The 15723-nt window shown below is 37.8% G+C and carries 18 protein-coding genes, 1 pseudogene and 1 riboswitch; of the genes and pseudogenes, 16 read left to right on the top strand and 3 right to left on the bottom strand.

Annotation, left to right across the window (positions count from 1 at the left end):
• The first annotated feature begins 5 nt into the window (after window positions 1–5).
• From racE to SanJ4206_RS07045, 10 genes are all read left to right on the top strand, one after another.
• Window positions 6–800, top strand: coding sequence for a glutamate racemase (racE, locus tag SanJ4206_RS07090; RefSeq protein WP_003029963.1), 795 nt, complete (start codon window positions 6–8; stop codon window positions 798–800).
• Window positions 797–1783, top strand: a complete 987-nt coding sequence (locus SanJ4206_RS07085; protein WP_003029964.1) for a nucleoside-triphosphate diphosphatase — start codon at window positions 797–799, stop codon at window positions 1781–1783. The genes racE and SanJ4206_RS07085 overlap by 4 nt, the downstream gene beginning before the upstream one ends.
• Window positions 1759–2280, top strand: coding sequence for a metallophosphoesterase (locus tag SanJ4206_RS07080; protein WP_003029965.1), 522 nt, complete (start codon window positions 1759–1761; stop codon window positions 2278–2280). Before SanJ4206_RS07085 ends, SanJ4206_RS07080 begins: the two co-directional genes overlap by 25 nt.
• Window positions 2277–2738 (top strand): cyclic-di-AMP-binding protein CbpB, encoded by a 462-nt coding sequence (gene cbpB / locus SanJ4206_RS07075; protein ID WP_003023640.1) that lies wholly within the window; start codon window positions 2277–2279, stop codon window positions 2736–2738. The genes SanJ4206_RS07080 and cbpB overlap by 4 nt, the downstream gene beginning before the upstream one ends.
• A complete protein-coding gene (gene xerD, locus SanJ4206_RS07070) occupies window positions 2735–3466 on the top strand; it encodes a site-specific tyrosine recombinase XerD (RefSeq protein WP_003029966.1) in 732 nt (243 codons plus the stop codon). The genes cbpB and xerD overlap by 4 nt, the downstream gene beginning before the upstream one ends.
• On the top strand, window positions 3466–4176 hold the full coding sequence (locus SanJ4206_RS07065; protein WP_157622090.1) for a segregation/condensation protein A: 711 nt from the start codon (window positions 3466–3468) through the stop codon (window positions 4174–4176). Before xerD ends, SanJ4206_RS07065 begins: the two co-directional genes overlap by 1 nt.
• Window positions 4169–4735 carry an SMC-Scp complex subunit ScpB gene (scpB, locus tag SanJ4206_RS07060; RefSeq protein WP_003029968.1) on the top strand — a complete coding sequence of 189 codons (567 nt, stop codon included), beginning with the start codon at window positions 4169–4171 and terminating at the stop codon, window positions 4733–4735. Before SanJ4206_RS07065 ends, scpB begins: the two co-directional genes overlap by 8 nt.
• Window positions 4722–5447, top strand: coding sequence for a pseudouridine synthase (locus SanJ4206_RS07055; RefSeq protein WP_003029970.1), 726 nt, complete (start codon window positions 4722–4724; stop codon window positions 5445–5447). Before scpB ends, SanJ4206_RS07055 begins: the two co-directional genes overlap by 14 nt.
• Window positions 5447–5701 (top strand): membrane protein insertion efficiency factor YidD, encoded by a 255-nt coding sequence (gene yidD / locus SanJ4206_RS07050; RefSeq protein ID WP_003041476.1) that lies wholly within the window; start codon window positions 5447–5449, stop codon window positions 5699–5701. Before SanJ4206_RS07055 ends, yidD begins: the two co-directional genes overlap by 1 nt.
• Window positions 5702–6048: 347 nt before the next feature.
• Complete coding sequence (locus SanJ4206_RS07045; RefSeq protein ID WP_003029973.1) at window positions 6049–6534, top strand: acyl-CoA thioesterase; 486 nt, start codon at window positions 6049–6051, stop codon at window positions 6532–6534.
• A 364-nt stretch (window positions 6535–6898) separates the two neighbouring features.
• On the opposite strand, the pseudogene SanJ4206_RS07040 reads toward SanJ4206_RS07045, so the two are convergent.
• The 3 genes and pseudogenes from SanJ4206_RS07040 to trkA form a co-directional block, all read right to left on the bottom strand.
• Window positions 6899–8134: pseudogene (locus SanJ4206_RS07040) on the bottom strand (aminoacyltransferase).
• A 383-nt stretch (window positions 8135–8517) separates the two neighbouring features.
• The gene (locus SanJ4206_RS07035) at window positions 8518–9957 is read right to left on the bottom strand and encodes a TrkH family potassium uptake protein (protein ID WP_022525067.1); all 1440 of its coding nucleotides are present in this window, start codon (window positions 9955–9957) and stop codon (window positions 8518–8520) included.
• 3 nt (window positions 9958–9960) lie between these two features.
• On the bottom strand, window positions 9961–11310 hold the full coding sequence (gene trkA, locus SanJ4206_RS07030) for a Trk system potassium transporter TrkA (RefSeq protein ID WP_003030226.1): 1350 nt from the start codon (window positions 11308–11310) through the stop codon (window positions 9961–9963).
• Window positions 11311–11672: 362 nt separating this feature from the next.
• Here trkA and SanJ4206_RS07025 point away from each other — a divergent pair, with 362 nt between their 5' ends.
• The 6 genes from SanJ4206_RS07025 (at window position 11673) to mnmM (ending at window position 15715) form a co-directional block, all read left to right on the top strand.
• Window positions 11673–12185, top strand: coding sequence for a tRNA (cytidine(34)-2'-O)-methyltransferase (locus SanJ4206_RS07025; RefSeq protein ID WP_003030225.1), 513 nt, complete (start codon window positions 11673–11675; stop codon window positions 12183–12185).
• Window positions 12186–12253: 68 nt separating this feature from the next.
• A riboswitch (FMN riboswitch) is annotated at window positions 12254–12478 on the top strand.
• 148 nt (window positions 12479–12626) lie between these two features.
• On the top strand, window positions 12627–13190 hold the full coding sequence (locus SanJ4206_RS07020; protein ID WP_003030224.1) for an ECF transporter S component: 564 nt from the start codon (window positions 12627–12629) through the stop codon (window positions 13188–13190).
• Window positions 13180–13830, top strand: a complete 651-nt coding sequence (locus tag SanJ4206_RS07015; protein WP_003030223.1) for a phosphatase PAP2 family protein — start codon at window positions 13180–13182, stop codon at window positions 13828–13830. Before SanJ4206_RS07020 ends, SanJ4206_RS07015 begins: the two co-directional genes overlap by 11 nt.
• Window positions 13831–13860: 30 nt before the next feature.
• Window positions 13861–14187, top strand: a complete 327-nt coding sequence (locus tag SanJ4206_RS07010) for an MGMT family protein (RefSeq protein WP_157622088.1) — start codon at window positions 13861–13863, stop codon at window positions 14185–14187.
• 41 nt (window positions 14188–14228) lie between these two features.
• Window positions 14229–15173, top strand: coding sequence for a tRNA modification radical SAM protein MnmL/YtqA (gene mnmL, locus SanJ4206_RS07005; RefSeq protein WP_157622086.1), 945 nt, complete (start codon window positions 14229–14231; stop codon window positions 15171–15173).
• Window positions 15167–15715, top strand: coding sequence for a tRNA 5-(aminomethyl)-2-thiouridylate-methyltransferase MnmM (gene mnmM / locus SanJ4206_RS07000; protein ID WP_003023670.1), 549 nt, complete (start codon window positions 15167–15169; stop codon window positions 15713–15715). Before mnmL ends, mnmM begins: the two co-directional genes overlap by 7 nt.
• Window positions 15716–15723 lie beyond the last annotated feature (8 nt).

Genomic DNA, 15723 nt, shown 5'->3' with positions numbered 1-15723 from the left:
AACTTATGGATAATCGACCAATTGGTTTTTTAGACTCAGGCGTGGGCGGTTTGACAGTTGTTCGCGAGCTGATGCGGCAGCTTCCACATGAGGAAGTGATTTATATCGGTGATTCTGCGCGTGCGCCTTATGGTCCTCGACCTGCAGAGCAGATTCGTGAGTATACATGGCAATTAGTGCAATTTCTCTTAACTAAAAATGTCAAAATGATTGTTCTTGCCTGTAATACAGCTACTGCTGTGGTTTGGGAAGAAATCAAAGAAAAATTGGATATTCCAGTTTTGGGAGTGATTTTACCAGGAGCTAGCGCAGCAATTAAAGCTTCTCAACATGGGACGATTGGCATTATTGGAACGCCAATGACGATTCAATCAGATATTTATCGTCAGAAAATCGAGCGTCTCTTACCAGAAGTGGAGGTGACAAGTCTTTCTTGTCCCAAGTTTGTACCACTGGTAGAGTCTAACGAGCTGTCGTCTAGCATTACGAAAAAAGTGGTCTATGAGAGCTTGATGCCGTTAAAAGGCAAGGTAGATACTTTAGTGCTAGGCTGTACGCATTATCCTTTGCTAAAACCAATCATTCAAAATGTAATGGGACCAGCAGTGAAACTGATTGATAGTGGAGCAGAGTGTGTGCGGGACATTTCTGTCTTGCTTAATTATTTTGAAATCAATCACAGCAGAGAAGGAGAACTTCCTCAACACCGCTTTTTTACCACAGCAAATGCAAAAAGTTTTGCTGAAATTGCAGAAACGTGGTTAAACAAAGAAATAAATGTGGAGCATGTGACCTTATGAGTAGCAAAATTTATGAGTATAAAGATACCCAAGATTGGTATGTTGGAGAATGGTCCTCTCGTGGCGGAACTTTCCATTTTAAGGATGTTGATTCGGAAGAACTCAGTCGCATGGAAGAAGAGCTCCGTCAATTAGTAGTTGAAGAGCAGTCTTTTTCTGTTGCAGTGATTCAATATAACTCCATGATGTCGTTTGTTCAATTTGTCTTGCAAATGATTAACGAGAACCAAGATTCACAGTTTCAGGCACAATTTCATAAAGGTGCTATTCTGATTACGGAAAAGGGACAGTTAGTTTTAGTGCATTTGCCTAAAAATGGGGTTCAGCTGAATGATTTCTTTTCTCAGAAAGATTTGTCAGGTTTGACAGTCGGAGATACAATCTTAGTCGCTACTCGCAATGAAGGAAAAACTGCTGAATTTCGTAAAATATTTGAAAAATTAGGCTACAAAATTGAAAACCTGAATGACTACCCTGATTTGCCAGAGGTAGCAGAGACAGGAATGACTTTTGAAGAAAATGCTCGTTTGAAAGCGGAAACCATTTCTAAATTGACTGGCAAAATGGTATTGGCGGATGATTCAGGCTTAAAAGTGGATGCACTAGGCGGTCTGCCTGGAGTTTGGTCTGCTCGCTTTGCGGGAAATGATGCAACAGACTTAGAGAACAATGCAAAATTGCTGCATGAATTAACAATGGTTTTCGACTTGAAAGACCGTTCTGCACAGTTTCATACCACTCTGGTAGTGGCAAGTCCTGACAAAGAAAGTCTGGTCGTAGAGGCTGATTGGTCGGGCTATATCAATTTTGAGCCGAAAGGCGAAAATGGATTTGGCTATGATCCTTTATTTTTAGTAGGCGAAACAGGTAAAACATCTGCTGAATTAACAATGGAAGAAAAAAACGCTCAATCACATCGAGCTCAAGCAGTTCAAAAATTAGTGGAGGTATTTCCAGCATGGAAAAACAAACAATCATCGTAATGAGTGATTCTCATGGCAATCGTGCTATTGTGGAAGAGATAAAACATCGTTATCTTGGGAAAGTAGATGCTATTTTTCATAACGGTGATTCTGAGTTGCCTAGTGATGATGAAGTGTGGCAAGGAATTTACGTTGTGGCTGGGAACATGGATTTCTATGGTGGTTATCCAGACCGTTTAGTGACGGACTTAAACGGAACGATTATCGCACAAACTCATGGTCACCTTCAACAGATTAATTTTGGTTTTCAAAAATTGGACCTCTGGGCACAAGAGGTAAATGCAGATATTTGTTTGTATGGGCATTTGCATATTCCAGATGCGTGGATGGAAGGAAAAACACTCTTTTTAAATCCCGGCTCTATCAGTCAACCGCGCGGTGTCATCAATGAGCGACTGTATGCTAAAGTTGAAATTACAGATGATATGTTTAAAGTAGACTATTACACGCGTAGCCATGAACTTTATTCTCGCCTATCAAAGGAGTTTGCTCGATGATTGCTAAGGAATTTGAAGATTTTCTCTTACAGCAAGAAGATACTTTTTTAACACCGGCAGAAAACTTAGCTGTTTTGATTGATACTCACAATGCTGATCATGCTATTTTGTTGTTGAGTCAGATGACCTACTCACGAGTACCCGTGGTGACAGATCAAAAGAAGTTTGTTGGAACTATTTCGCTGACAGATATCTTGTCTTACCAAATGCAGCATGAAATTCCTGATGAGGAATTTATGACAACGGATATTGTTCACATGGCAAAAAAAGATGACCTGACAGTTGGTCCAGATTTTACATTGACAGAAGTGTTGCATAAGTTAGTAGACGAGTCCTTCTTGCCAGTCGTTGATCAGGACAATACATTTCAAGGAATTATTACACGCAAATCTATCTTAAAAGCGGTCAATGCCCTTTTGCATAGTTTTGCGAATGAATACGAGATTCATCCAAAATGAAAGAAGAAATAACAACCTTTTTAGAAGGAAAAAATTTATCTGAGAATTCAAAAACAGCTTATTTTTATGATTTAGAGCAATTCATAGATGTGACCCATGCAAAAATTACAGAGACCAATCTGCGGATTTACCAAGCTTCTATTGCTGACTTCAAACCATCTGTTCAGAAACGAAAACTATCTGCTATCAATCAATTTTTGCATTATTTATACAAGCAACGGTTGATTTCAGACTTTTATCGTTTGGAGTTGCCAAAAGTTGGTATTCCGAAAGAACACGATGCGGAAATTTTGGATTTGTCTGATTTTTATGCAGATACAAATCAATACAACGGTCGCTTGATTGCGCTTCTCATTTTAGAAATGGGGCTTTTACCAAGCGAAATTTTACAGTTGAAAGTAGCAGATGTCAATCTGGATTTTCAGATTATTCGCATTGAGAAAGCAGGTCAAAAGCGCATTGTGCCCATTCCAGACCAGTTGATTGGAGAACTGGAAACAACTCTGGAAGGAACTTATTTGTTAGAAAAGAATGGGAAAAGCTATTCGCGCCAATGGGGCTTTCGTCAATTAGAAGCTTTTTTGATTGAAAAAAATCAAGCTACTTTATCAGCTCAGAGTTTGCGAGAGCAATATATTTTACGTCAGCGAGAGCAAGGTGTTGAATTGTATGAAATTGCGCGCAATTTAGGCTTGAAAACAATGATGACATTAGAAAAATACAGATAATGGACATAAAAATTAAAGATTTTGAAGGCCCATTGGACTTATTGCTTCATTTGGTGTCAAGATATCAAATGGATATCTATGATGTGCCGATTACAGAGGTCATTGAGCAATATTTGGTTTATGTGGCGACTCTTCAAGCAATGAAGTTAGAAGTGACGGGAGAATACATGGTTATGGCAAGTCAGCTCATGTTGATTAAAAGCCGAAAACTCTTGCCAAAAGTAGCTGATAGCTTAGAAGCTGAAGAAGATTTGGAGCAAGATTTGCTTTCTCAAATTGAGGAATATCGGAAATTCAAATTGTTAGGTGAGAAAATGGCGGAGCAACATGAAGAACGAGCTCTTTATTATTCTAAACCTAAAATTGAATTGGTGTATGAAGATGCAACATTGCTCCATGATAAGACAACGATTGATTTGTTTTTGGCTTTTTCTAAATTGATGACGCAAAAAAGAGAAGAATTTGCTCAAAGTCATACAACGATTGTTAAAGATGAATATAAAATCGAAGACATGATGGATGTGATACGAGAGCGTTGTTATTCTCAAGAAAAAATTGCTCTACAAGCCATTTTTTCAGAAACAAAAGATATGAATGAAGTGATTACCTTATTTTTAGCGACATTGGAACTAGTAAAAGTCCAAGAAATCCAAGTAATGCAAGAAGAAAATTTTGGGAATATTTATCTAATAGGAAAAAGAAATGAGTAAGTTAGCAGAGATTGAAGCCCTGCTCTTTGTAGCGGGCGAAGACGGCTTGCGGGTCCGTCAAATAGCAGAGCTCCTCTCTATACCTCCGACAGGTGTGACACAGAGCTTGGAGAAATTGGCAGAAAAGTATCAAAAAGATGAAGATTCGAGTCTTGCCTTGTTAGAGACGTCGAATACTTATAAAATTGTTACCAAGCAAGATTTCGCTGAACTCTTGCGGGAATATTCAAAAGCACCAATCAATCAAAGTTTATCAAGGGCTGCCTTGGAAACCTTATCTATTATTGCTTATAAGCAGCCCATTACGAGAGTGGAAGTGGATGAGATTCGTGGAGTCAATTCTAGTGGTGCGATTTCAAAGTTGCAGATATTTGACTTGATTCGTGAAAATGGAAAAAAAGAAGTGCTAGGGCGCCCAAATCTTTATGTGACAACGGATTATTTTTTGGATTATATGGGAATCAATAGCTTAGAAGAATTGCCAATAGTAGAAGAAACAGAGTTAATAGCAGAAGAAAGTCAGCTATTTACCGAAAGGATAGAGGATGAGAATCAATAAATATATTGCCCATTCTGGGATTGCAAGCCGTAGAAAGGCAGAAGAGTTGATAAAACAAGGGCTTGTCACTGTGAATGGACAAGTTGTTCGTGAGTTGGCAACGACGATCAAGTCAGGTGATCGTGTTGAGGTTAGTGGTCAGCCGATTTACAATGAAGAAAAAGTGTATTATCTCTTAAACAAGCCTCGCGGTGTCATTTCTAGCGTGACAGATGACAAAGGTCGTCCAACGGTGGTTGATTTGTTGCCAAATGTCACAGAGAGAATCTATCCAGTTGGTCGACTTGATTGGGATACGTCGGGTGCTTTGATTTTGACAAATGATGGCGATTTTACAGATGAGATGATTCATCCTAGAAATGAAATTGATAAGGTCTATGTAGCTCGTGTCAAGGGGGTGGCTGATAAAGAAGTTCTCCGTCCCTTGACAAAAGGTGTGGAAGTTGACGGCAAAAAAACCAAACCAGCGGTTTATGAAATTCTGAAAGTAGACCCAGTTAAGAATCGTTCGGTTGTCCAGTTGACCATTCATGAAGGACGAAATCATCAAGTGAAAAAGATGTTTGAAGCGGTTGGTTTGCAAGTAGATAAACTTTCTCGTACGCAATTCGGTCATTTGAATTTAACGGGACTTCGTCCGGGTGAAGCTCGCCGTCTCAATAAAAAAGAGGTCAGCCAGTTACATAACCTAGCTGTGACGAAGAAAAAATGATGAAAAAAATTTTTATCGCACCAGTGCGTTTTTATCAAAAGTTCATCTCGCCAGCCTTTCCACCTTCTTGTCGCTATCAGCCGACTTGTTCAAATTATATGATTCAAGCGATTGAAAAGCACGGTGCTAAAGGTGTCTTAATGGGAACAGCACGTATTTTGCGTTGTCATCCTTGGGCAGAAGGAGGAGATGATCCTGTGCCGGATGTATTTAGCTTGAAGCGTAACTATGCAGAAGACAAAGCAAGAGGTTGAGATGCCTCCTCTATAAAAGGGGCAACCAGAGATTCTTTATAAAATACTATAACTTAATAGTACAAATAAGAAAAACGAACAATTTTGACATTCTAACTAACAGAAAATCAAAATTGCTCGTTTTTTGTATTTCTCGCGGGCCTTTTGTTGCCGGTTCATCTCATACTCAATGAAAATTGAAAAGTTTTAAAGGCATTCGCTGTGTGAAATCTAACTATCTTTTCTATAAAGTCAGCTTAGACGAACGATTAAAATATCTTGAATCTACTTCGTGTTTACTCTTCATTTAAAGACTGATATAATAATCATAAAAGCGCTTATAAATTTAATTTTAAAAAGGAGAACAAATGGTTTTGGAAACAAGAAATATTGCTATTCAAGATACTTATGGTGAGCGATTCCAGCATTGTTGGGGATGTGGTTCTAAGAATGAGTCAGGCTTGCATTTAAAAACTTATCCTAGTTTAAATGGGACTAGTTGTATTAGCAAGATAACACCAGCTCAACAGTATACCGGTGGTGTTCCAGTTAATCTATTTGGCGGTATGATTGCCATGATTTTTGACTGTCATGGTACCGCTTCAGCAGCCTGGTTTGCTCATCAAAATAAGGGCTTAGATTTGACAGAAGAAACGGTCATTGGACGATTTATCACAGCTCGCTTGGAAATAGATTATAAAAGTCCAACGCCCATTGATGAGGAAATTACGGTCATCTCTCGACTTGAAGAACTAGGCCAAAGAAAAGCCATTGTGGCAATGGAGATGACAGTAGCGGGTCAGGTGCGTGCCAAAGCTAGAATGGTAGCAGTCGCAGTGAAAGATAACATGTAGTATGTTTCGAAGATGAGACTATATACTAAATTGTTGTTTCATTTAGTTCCTATACGGTAAACCTTAAAATAGTGCAAAAATGCTTTCTCTATAATATAATCAGAGTGAAAAATTATGGAATGTTAGTTTGTCTCTAACATTCTTTTTGTGTTTAAATAGAATCATCATAGCTTATCTGATAAGAAGTAGATAGTACACTAATCTCAGTGGAGAATGAGTAAGGGTTATTGTTGCTTTTTGCGATAAACATAATAAACTACTAATCACAAATATCTCACTAGGATTACACACCTAATGAAGACTTTATATTGGCTCACATAGTCTTTTAAGCAAGTGTAGCAAAATCATGGAATTTATTTAGGTTTCATCTATTTAAAATTTTTTTAATTATTTGAATAGTTTTATGTTTAAACGGGGAAGGATAATATCTAAAAGTTCCCATTTGTCTAAGGATATAACCATTGAAATTTTGTTTAAAACGAAGTACACTGTCAGAACCATCAAAATGACCAGTAATACCTAAAAGGTTGTAACAGGGAATACCTCGCTTGATTGATTCTCGCATTACATAATCTTGTAGAAGAGCAGGTGCGTAGAATTTGTTAAATTCAGGATAGGATCCAGAAAAGAGATAGGCCGTTTCTTGGGGAGTGTATATAAAAAGACTGCCAGCTAATATTGTACTTTCGTCTCCATGCTTTTTTAATAGTTGGTATGCTTCGTTTTTTCGTATTTCAAACGTTTCAAATTGACTAGATAGTTCTCGAATTTGATTCAACTTTTTTTCAGGAGAGTGATTGTTTTTTTCTAGATAAGCTTGTAGTTGTTTTATTTTTTTTGGATAATTCATTCTGATTAATTTGTAAATGCTCCAGATAATTTTTGAAATTTATGCTCGCTATAATAAATTCTGCATTGCTTCCAAAGCTATCATAAAATTTTTCATAATAATCTAAAGTCTTATCATCATAGTTGCGACGCTCAGAAGTTGATGAAGCAATCTGCTTAAATTTATAAAGCTCATTACGTTTAAGTTTATGCAGTTCTATACCAAATGTTTTAGCCTTTTTGACTAATGATTTTCTTTGTTTAGTAAAAGATTTTAACAACGTTTCTTCTGTTAAGTCATTTAGGTCTTTTACAAAATGCCAATCACCTTCACCTCCAGGATAGTCCTTTTGTAAGCCATCAAATTGGTAATTCAGGTTGGTGAGCATAGATACAAGTTCCTTCTTTTCTGTACTAATAGACTCACCTTTACTATTGAAGACTTGATAAATATCATAAGGTTTTACAACAAGCTCCATAGCCTTTAACTTTCTTGCATAGATTTTTAATTCTTCAAAAAATTTAGGTAAGAACTCATAATTAGTAACAACAGGTCCAGAGTTGATTTCTAGGTATAGACCACCTGCCATTTTTGCACTAAATAATAAGGCTGATACTTGTAATTGATTGTTAGTAAAGAAGCCAATGAACTCAACATTATACCCTCTTTTTTCAATAGAATAGACATTTCTACGGATTGAATAAAGGATTTCCATTTTGCCTTTTGATAATGTTGTTTAAATATTTCTTTAGTAATTATTTCTACAGGCATTGTTCTGTACTCCTTGAGCTTTTGTAGTTTAATAAACAAAGCTGGTGAAGCTACAGAATAAAATTATTTCTTATTTGAAAACGTTTTTATTTTGAACTATTTTATCACCTAGAATTTAACCCTGTCAAAATATTTGCTCTTGAATTTTAACATTGTGAGACTGTTAACTTACAAAATCTTGTATTTATAAAAGAATATACAAACGAAATCCGTAGGAAATTCAGGTTTCTTACGGATTTTATTTATGACTTATCTGATAAAAGAAAATAAAAAATTAGCAAAGAAGCATTTCCACTAAAAAATAAAAGACAAACCTACCAAAATGGTGATTTGTCTACAGTCTGAGATGTTAGTTCTATGACCAGTGAGTTTCAGGTGATATGCTATCGTTTTGACCATGTCTGTGGCATAAAGAGCAGGATCATTGGGTAAATTTCTAAACGCCCTGCAATCATGGCAAGAGAGAGTAAGAGTTTGGAAATAGGACCAAAGATTGCAAAGCTATCAGTTGTTCCTAACATTGGTCCAATGTTGTTGAAACAGCTAAGAACAGCACTGACGACTGTCATCAAGTTATTATTGTCTAAACTGACGATAAAAATGAGAAAGATGATAATCATCGTATACAGAACAAGATATTTTAAGATTTTATGCTGGGTGTCTTTGTCAATGACACTATGATTGACGTGCAGAGTCAATACCCGCTTTGGTGATAGGGTGGACAATACTTGATTTTTAGCAATGCGAACCAGCATTAAGCAACGAACCACCTTTAAACCGCCGGCGGTTGAACCAGCGGACCCTCCTATGCACATGAGAATGAGAAGGATGAATTGAGAAAAGAGTGGCCAAGATGTAATGTCACCAAGCCCAAAACCGGTAGTGGTGATAATGTTAGATACTTGAAAAAGAGAAACTTCTAAGGTCTGGGAAAGATTTTGATAAATATGGAAAACATTGAGACAGATGAATATAGTTGCAGATGTTACAATAATGAGATAAGTTCGCAATTCTTCATCGCCAAAGAATGCTTTAAATTTCCTCAATAGTAAAAAGTAATAGAGATTGAAATTCACTCCAAAGATAAGTACTCCAAAACTGACTAGATACGTAATGAGAGAGCTGTTATAGTGAGCAATACCATCATTGTAAACTGCGAAACCTCCTGTTCCCGCTGTTCCCATGGCAATGATAAAACTATCAAATAAAGGCATTCCTGCCAGATAATAAATCACTACAAAAATAGCAAAAAGTGCTAAATACAGCAAATAGAGAATTTGTGCAGTGTCCTTTAATTTAGAGACAACTTTCCCAAAAACAGGACCAGGGACTTCTGCTCGCATTACTTCCAAATGACCATTTTTATTATTTTCCATAATAGCAAGAGCAAAGACGAGTACTCCCATACCTCCGATTAAGTGGGTAAAACTACGCCAAAAGAGTAAGGAATGTGACAAAACAGAGACGTCTGGTAAGATAGAAGCTCCAGTTGTTGTAAAGCCTGAACTGATCTCAAAGAAAGCGTCGATGAGATGAGGAATTTGTCCTGAAAAAACAAAAGGAAGCGCCCCAAAGAAGGACCAAAGTATCCAGCATAAGGCGACAATCAGGACCCCTTCTTTGGCATAAATGTGATGATTTTTAGGTTTAAAAGAGATACCTAAAAATCCGACTGCTAAGAGAATACCAATTGTGGTGCAAATTGAGAGCAGGTTTTGATTGGGTTCATGATAGATAAACGCTACAATGAGTGGAATTAGCAGTAACCCTGCTTCAATGATTAACAATTTTGAGAGGAGGAAACGAATCATACTTCTATTCATGGCTTACCTCTCTAACAAATCATATATTTGTGTGATATTTTGGATCAGAGTTGTGACGATGATTTGGTCACCGATTTGAATGTGGTCTTCCCCCATTGGGAAAATAGGTTTTCCATTTCGGATAATGGCAGCAATCAAGACACCTTTTTTCAGTTTGAGGCTGGAAAGTGGTCTTCCAGTCATTTTATTTTCTTCCTTTATTTGAAATTGCAGAGTTTCAAGTTGTCCATTGGCAAGGTGGTGCATGGCCTGTAAATCAGAATATTGAGCATTCATACGTCCGCGGACAAAGTGCATAATCGTGTCAACAGCAATTCTCTTTGGTGTTACAATGCTTGAAAATTCCTGACTATCAATGATTTCAAGCAAGCTAGTCCGATTGACTTTCGTGATATTTTTTTGCACACCCACGCTTTCAAGGAACATAGATGAAATGATATTTTCCTCATCGACACCAGTCAAAGTGGCAACAGCGTCATAGTGCTGCGCACTTTCTTCCAGAAGAATATCTTTTGCAGTACCGTCACCTTGAACGATATGTAAATGTGGAAATTCTTGACTAAACCATTCAGCATGCTTTGGATTGATTTCAATCACTTTTAGTTTGATTTTGCTATTTTTTAAAATATTAAGTAGATAGTAGGCGATTTTTCCTGCACCAATGAGCATCAAACTTTTAATGACTTTGGGTCGCACGAAATTATGGAAAAGAATGACTTCCACCCGGTTTCCGGTGACATAGATAATATCATTCTGCAAAATGGTAATTTCACCGTCTGGAATGAGTAATTGTCCATTGCGGTTAATGGCACAAATCAAGACATTGCCAAATTTTTTGCGAAATTGAGACATGGTCATCTGACAAAGGTCACTATTTTGCTTAACTTTAAATTCCATTAAGCTGACGCGTCCATTGGCAAATCGCTCAACAGAGAGCGCATTTGGAAATTCAATGATATTTGCAATATAGCGTGCTGCTAGTAATTCAGGATTGACTATGAGAGAGAAACCAAGGATATTTTTTTCTTTAAAATAAGAATTAGAATACTCTGGATTGCGCACTCGGACAATCGTTTCTTTTGCTCCCATTCTTTTTGCCAACACAGCTGATACCATATTGACTTCGTCATGCTCTGTCATGGCAATGAAAATATCGCAATGCTCTACATCAGCTTGCTCTAAAATTTTAAAATTGGCACCGTTACCAACAATGCCCATAATATCATAACGCTTGGTGATGCGATTCAGTACGGCTTCGTTTTGCTCAATGAGAATCACATCGTGTTTTTCAGCCACAAGTGAACGACAAAGTGCAGAGCCTACTTTACCGCCACCAACGACAATAATTTTCATGTTATACCTCCCAAGTATCCCCCTCTATCATACCCTTTTTTTGCAAAAATTTCATCGTTTTGAAGAAAGAAAAAGAGATATTTTATTCAGAAGAGTCTAGTAATTGAAAATAAAAAGATAAAACTTGAAAATTCGTCATATAAATCTAGAAAATATAAAAAAATAAAGCTTTTTTTGTTGACATGTGCTAAGAAAGTGATATACTAAGAAAGTACCCTCATTGATTTACCTCAAACCTGTTGTGATGTAAGTTAATGAGCCTTAAACCACGCTGTCTGCTGAGCTTGACTCCGGGCAGTGTGGCTATTTTTTTGCTTGGTAGCAATCACAGTTCACTAAGATAGATGAGAAGGCTATAACATATGACAACATTTCAAAATCACATTGTTCTTTTTGAACCACAAATTCCTCAAAATACAGGAAATATCGCACGGACTTGTGCGGCGACTAATTCGCCTCTTCATATCATTTTACCAATGGGATTTCCGATTGATGACCGTAAGATGAAACGAGCTGGCTTGGATTATTGGGATAAGCTGGACATTACTTATTATGACAATTTAGAAGAATTCATGAGTAAAATGGACGGACAATTGTATTTGATTTCTAAGTTTGCGGAGAAGGTTTATGCGGAAGAAAATTTTGCAACTGCTGGAAATCACTATTTCATGTTTGGGCGTGAGGATAAGGGATTGCCAGAAGATTTTATGCGTGCTCATTCTGAAAAAGCCCTGCGGATTCCGATGAACGATGAGCATGTCAGAAGTCTGAATTTGTCAAATACAGTTTGTATGATGGTGTATGAAGCCCTGCGCCAGCAAGATTTTACAGGATTAGATCTAGTACATCACTATGCACATGACAAATTAAAATAGGATTTCTTAAAAGAATGGACGACATCGGATAAAATGCTTGCTCTAGCAGGCTTTTTTTGTTATGATTAAAGGGTCTTCAGGGCAGGGTGAAATTCCCGACCGGCGGTAATTTACAGCCGTTGACAATCTTTTGTTTTTATATAGCGTTGGAGTTTCATGGTATATCTTTGTAGTGCCACTTCATTTAAAAACAAAATTTTTGCCAACTGGATAGCTGTTTTAAGTCCGCGAGCGTAAGCTGATGTGGTGTAATTCCACAACCGACAGTACAGTCTGGATGGGAGAAGACGAAAGGCAATGAAGAAGGTCTAAAATTACAGCTTTTAAATTTTATTTAAGGAGATTTTCTTATACTATTTCAAAGGTTCCGTTGATTTGGAGAAATCGTTCTTCAGCAAGCCTTCCAGCTTCTCTAATTTTTATAAATTGGAGGAACCTGTTATGACACATACACGCAAAATGGCTGTTGTTGCCATTCTTTCAGCAATTTCATTTTTGCTGATGTTCTTTGATTTCCCGATTTTACCGGGGACTAGCTTTTTAAAGCTGGATTTCAGTATTTTACCAATCCTACTGGGATTAGTGGTGCTGGATTTAGGTGGTGCTTTGAGTATTTTATTGGTTCGTTCAGCGCTCAAACTGCTGCTGAATAATCAAGGTGTCAATACTTATATTGGCTTGCCGATGAATATCATTGCGGTTGCTGTTTTCGTAATTGCTTTTGCTTTGATTTGGAAAAAAGAGCAGACAACCGTTCGTTTTCTAATCGCTTCTGTGGTGGGGACGCTCGGATTGACCTTGGCAATGCTGATTCTCAACTATGCCTATGCTATTCCACTCTATGCAACATTTGCTAATTTTGATATTTCAAAGATTCTGGGCGTAGCAAACTATCTATTTGCAATGGTCATTCCATTTAATCTATTAGAAGGTGTGGTTTTTGCAGTTGCCTTCTGGCTCATTCATTTGCTTTTAAAACCGATTTTAATCAAATATGAAAAATAAACAAACTTTTTTAACCAAGGGCTCTTTTGCCCTTTTGCTTTTTGTAATTCTAGGATACGTTGTTAAGTTTCATTCAGGTCAATTAAAAGGAATTGATAGTCTACTTCAAACGACTTTGCGTGGCAATTTGCCACATGCATTGACCGTGTTTTTTTCTAGCTTGACCAGTCTGATCAATACTCCTGTTATTGTAACTTGGGTTGCTCTTTTACTTGGGATTTTCCTTTATAAAAAATGGTGGAGTGAGGCTTTGCTGTTGGGAGGCAATCTGGTGTTAACAGGATTGTTGGTCAAGTTATTAAAGGGCGTTTATCAACGTCCACGTCCTGTACTTCAACATTTAGTGGTAGAAAGTGGTTTTTCTTTTCCAAGCGGACATGCCTTGGCTTCGACTTTAATCTTTGGTACTTTGTTGATTATTGTTAGCCAACGAGTGCAAACCGTACAGACAAAACGTTTATTGCAAGGTTTATTGATTACGATGATTCTTCTCATTGCAATGTCACGTGTTTATCTGGGTGTGCATCATCCGACAGATGTTTTAGGAAGCCCTTTATTAGGAGTGGGGATTTTATATATTGAATTTCCATACTATGATAAAGTGCGCTTCCAATGGCGTTTTGCAGGAAAGCAAAAATAGATTATTAGCAGACAGTTTAGAGGAGGCAGGGTGGTAAAAGTTTTAGATAAACGTCTGATTCTTCAAATTTTGTCAATAGTTGAGCAGATTCCTGTAGGAGAAGTGGCTACCTATGGACAAATTGCACATTTGATAGGGCGAGAAAGAAATGCTCGTTTGGTAGGTCGCGTCCTGTCTCAGGCTGGACTTTATGGGAAGTATCCTTGCCATCGTGTGGTTAATTCCGCAGGATGCTTAGCGCCAGCGTGGGAGGAGCAGAGACATCTCCTTTGGGCCGAAGGAGTGACTTTTAAAACGAATGGCTGTGTGGATTTGAAAAAGCACCAATGGAAGCCAACGGACATTAGTAAAGTGTAAATGGAACTCCGAACGCGAGTTCTGTTTTATTTTGTGGTACAATGAAAGTTATGAAACCATATAATTCGTTAAATGCTTATTATCGAAAACTATTTGGAGAGAAGACCTTTAAAGTTCCGATTGATGCTGGCTTTGATTGCCCTAATCGAGACGGAACGGTAGCTCATGGTGGCTGTACTTTTTGTACGGTATCTGGGTCAGGTGATGCCATTGTAGCACCAGAAGCACCGATTCGTGAGCAATTTTACAAGGAAATTGATTTTATGCATCGAAAGTGGCCTGAAGTCAAGAAATATCTAGTTTATTTTCAAAATTTCACCAATACCCATGATAAGGTGGAGGTCATTCGTGAGCGATATGAGCAAGCCATCAATGAGCCAGGAGTTGTAGGTATTAACATTGGAACCAGACCAGACTGCCTGCCTGATGAGACGATTGCTTATCTAGCAGAATTATCTGAACGCATGCATGTGACGGTAGAGCTGGGCTTGCAGACGACTTATGAAGCTACTTCGCAATTGATTAACCGCGCACATTCCTATGAATTATATGTTGAAACGGTTCAACGGCTGCGGAAATTTCCAAAAATCGAGATAGTTTCTCACTTAATCAATGGTTTGCCTGGTGAAAGCCATGAGATGATGATAGAAAATGTTCGCCGCTGTGTGACAGACAATGATATTCAGGGGATTAAATTACATCTTTTGCATTTAATGACCAACACACGCATGCAACGAGATTATCATGAAGGACGCTTGCAGCTGCTTAGCCAAGATGAGTATGTTTCTATTGTCTGTGATCAATTAGAAATAATCCCTAAACATATCGTCATTCATCGAATTACAGGGGATGCGCCACGAGATATGTTAATTGGCCCTATGTGGAGCCTCAACAAATGGGAAGTTCTCAATGCGATTGAACAGGAAATGAACCGTCGCGGCAGCGTTCAAGGGTGTAAAGCAAAGGAGCAACGATTTATATGTTAAGACCATTACAAATGGCACATGCTTTTTTAGAGGAAGTAGTGACTGATGAAGACATCGTCGTTGATGCCACTATGGGCAATGGGCACGACACGCTTTTCTTGGCACGATTGGCTAAAAAAGTGTATGCTTTTGATATTCAAGAGCAAGCCGTTGAGCAAACTACCAAGCGCTTGGCAGAAGCTAAATTGGACAATGTTGAATTGCTTCTAACAGGTCACGAAAATGTGGATCAATATGTTGCAAGTATTAAAGCAGCTATTTTTAATCTAGGCTATCTTCCGTCGGCAGATAAAACAGTGATTACGCAGCCACATACAACTATTCAGGCTTTGGAAAAATTATGTCAGCGCTTAGTAACTGGCGGTCGGATTGCAATCATGATTTATTATGGACATACAGGTGGCGATGTGGAGCGAGATGCAGTTTTAGATTTTGTCAGTCAATTGCCGCAGCAGGAATTTACTGTCGCCCTTTATAAAACAATCAACCAAATCAATCAGCCCCCCTTTTTAGTGATGATTGAGAAATTAAAAATGACCTAAGTAGGGAG

It is taken from the genome of Streptococcus anginosus, assembly GCF_001697145.1.
Taxonomy (GTDB): Bacteria; Bacillota; Bacilli; order Lactobacillales; family Streptococcaceae; genus Streptococcus; species Streptococcus hominis.
The sequence above is the reverse complement of the archived record's forward strand: the minus strand, read 5'-3'. Positions and strand labels throughout refer to the sequence as shown.

Bases quoted from the DNA above. Each gene is read 5' to 3' on its own strand.
- racE (WP_003029963.1), top strand. From the start codon at position 6: ATGGATAATCGACCAATTGGTTTTTTAGACTCAGGCGTGGGCGGTTTG.
- SanJ4206_RS07085 (WP_003029964.1), top strand. From the start codon at position 797: ATGAGTAGCAAAATTTATGAGTATAAAGATACCCAAGATTGGTATGTT.
- SanJ4206_RS07080 (WP_003029965.1), top strand. From the start codon at position 1,759: ATGGAAAAACAAACAATCATCGTAATGAGTGATTCTCATGGCAATCGT.
- cbpB (WP_003023640.1), top strand. From the start codon at position 2,277: ATGATTGCTAAGGAATTTGAAGATTTTCTCTTACAGCAAGAAGATACT.
- xerD (WP_003029966.1), top strand. From the start codon at position 2,735: ATGAAAGAAGAAATAACAACCTTTTTAGAAGGAAAAAATTTATCTGAG.
- SanJ4206_RS07065 (WP_157622090.1), top strand. From the start codon at position 3,466: ATGGACATAAAAATTAAAGATTTTGAAGGCCCATTGGACTTATTGCTT.
- scpB (WP_003029968.1), top strand. From the start codon at position 4,169: ATGAGTAAGTTAGCAGAGATTGAAGCCCTGCTCTTTGTAGCGGGCGAA.
- SanJ4206_RS07055 (WP_003029970.1), top strand. From the start codon at position 4,722: ATGAGAATCAATAAATATATTGCCCATTCTGGGATTGCAAGCCGTAGA.
- yidD (WP_003041476.1), top strand. From the start codon at position 5,447: ATGAAAAAAATTTTTATCGCACCAGTGCGTTTTTATCAAAAGTTCATC.
- SanJ4206_RS07045 (WP_003029973.1), top strand. From the start codon at position 6,049: ATGGTTTTGGAAACAAGAAATATTGCTATTCAAGATACTTATGGTGAG.
- SanJ4206_RS07035 (WP_022525067.1), bottom strand. From the start codon at position 9,957: ATGAATAGAAGTATGATTCGTTTCCTCCTCTCAAAATTGTTAATCATT.
- trkA (WP_003030226.1), bottom strand. From the start codon at position 11,310: ATGAAAATTATTGTCGTTGGTGGCGGTAAAGTAGGCTCTGCACTTTGT.
- SanJ4206_RS07025 (WP_003030225.1), top strand. From the start codon at position 11,673: ATGACAACATTTCAAAATCACATTGTTCTTTTTGAACCACAAATTCCT.
- SanJ4206_RS07020 (WP_003030224.1), top strand. From the start codon at position 12,627: ATGACACATACACGCAAAATGGCTGTTGTTGCCATTCTTTCAGCAATT.
- SanJ4206_RS07015 (WP_003030223.1), top strand. From the start codon at position 13,180: ATGAAAAATAAACAAACTTTTTTAACCAAGGGCTCTTTTGCCCTTTTG.
- mnmL (WP_157622086.1), top strand. From the start codon at position 14,229: ATGAAAGTTATGAAACCATATAATTCGTTAAATGCTTATTATCGAAAA.
- mnmM (WP_003023670.1), top strand. From the start codon at position 15,167: ATGTTAAGACCATTACAAATGGCACATGCTTTTTTAGAGGAAGTAGTG.